We start from the raw sequence: 1659 nt of genomic DNA, 5'->3' as shown, positions 1-1659 counted from the left end.
CGGTATGAAAATAAGGTGGAAAGCTTCAGGAGAAAATGATAGAATACCCTATAGATGAATGTCCGTAATCCGGACAGAAAAGAGGTATCCATGAAAAAGATTGTGATTATCGGGGCCAATGATTTTCAGCGCCCTTTAATAAAGAAAGCCGGAGAAATGGGATATGAAACTCATGTGTTTGCCTGGAGAGAAGGCGCTACAGGAGACGGGGATGCGGATTTTTTTTATGAGATCAGTATTACGGAAAAAGAGCAGATCCTTGAGATCTGCCGTAAAATACAGCCGGATGCAGTAGCAACCATAGGTTCTGACCTGGCAAATATTACAGTGCAGTATCTGGCAGAGAAGCTTGGGCTTCCGGGAAACAGCAGCGCATGTATTGAAAATTCCACCAACAAGTTTGCCATGCGGACTGCCTTTCAGAAGGCCGGAATCCCGGTGCCGTTTTTTCAGGCAGTCTCTGTGGGAGACAGAGTGTTTCCGGAGAGCTTTCCGGTTATTGTAAAGCCCACAGACCGTTCCGGAAGCAGGGCCATAACAAAGGTTTATACCCAGGAAGAGCTGGAACAGGCCATCATACAGGCTGCGGAACAGTCTTTTGAAAACAGAGCGATTGTGGAAGAATATATTGAGGGCGCAGAGTACAGTGTGGAAACTATCAGCTATAAGGGTGAACACACCTGCCTTGCAGTAACAAAAAAATTTACAACAGGCAGTCCCCATTACATTGAGACAGGTCATTTGCAGCCGGCTCCCGTATCGGAAGAAATGTATGGAAAAATTCAGGATACGGTGTTTCGCGCCCTTGATGCACTTGAAATCAGAAACGGCGCAGGGCACAGCGAGCTTCGGATCGACAAAGCGGGAAATATCAGGATCATTGAGATTGGTTCCAGAATGGGCGGAGACTGCATCGGCTCCGATCTTGTTCCTCTTTCCACAGGGCAGGATTTTGTGGCAATGGCAGTGGATACTGCTGCCGGTAAGTCTCCGGTTTTTACAGAAAAAAAGAAAAAGGTTTCTGCTATTCGGTTTCTTATGGACAGTAACGATCTGAAACATCTTCAGGAGCTTCAGAAAGAGCATCCGGATAAGGTGAAAAAAGTGGTGCTGGAAGGAGACGTAGAGCAGGCGCAGATTACAGACAGCGGAAGCCGTCCCGGATTTTTTATTCTTCAGACAGATACTATGGAAGAAATGGAAGAGCTTTTTTATCGCGGTCCCTGGGAAAATCCGCTGAGGGAGCTTCCGGAGACTCCAATACAAAAGCTGAGATTTACCGGAAACAGCAGGGAAGATGCTGAGACAGCACCTGTGCACAATCATTTCTATATGAAAAGAGAGGATCTTCTTCCTTATTCTTTTGGGGGGAACAAGGTTCGGTTTGCACAGAAGTTTATTGAGGATATGAAAAGAGAACACTGCGACAGCATGATCATTTACGGAAATTATCATTCCAATCTCTGCCGGATTCTTGCCACCCTTTGTTACCAGCTGCACTTGCCCTGCTACATGGTCCATAATACAGAGGATGTAAAAGAGGATAAAGAAACAGAGAACAGCAGGATCATCCGGAGTATGGGAGTGACAGAAATCCCATGCAAAAAAACAGGAATTGCAGAGGCTGTGCAGCAGGCTATGGATGAGCTGAGAGAAAAA

At 46.1% G+C, this 1659-nt stretch carries 1 protein-coding gene; it reads left to right on the top strand.

Translation table 11 applies throughout. The features are described 5' to 3' along the window. Positions 1–90 precede the first annotated feature (90 nt). Positions 91–1659: pyridoxal-phosphate dependent enzyme (locus QVP40_RS02630; RefSeq protein WP_288200261.1), on the top strand; the 1569-nt coding region annotated here is incomplete at its 3' end.

The sequence above is a fragment of the Blautia sp. CAG:257 genome (assembly GCF_000433815.1).
Lineage (GTDB): Bacteria > Bacillota > Clostridia > Lachnospirales > Lachnospiraceae > Blautia_A > Blautia_A caecimuris.
This window is presented reverse-complemented; position numbering and strand designations above follow the sequence as displayed.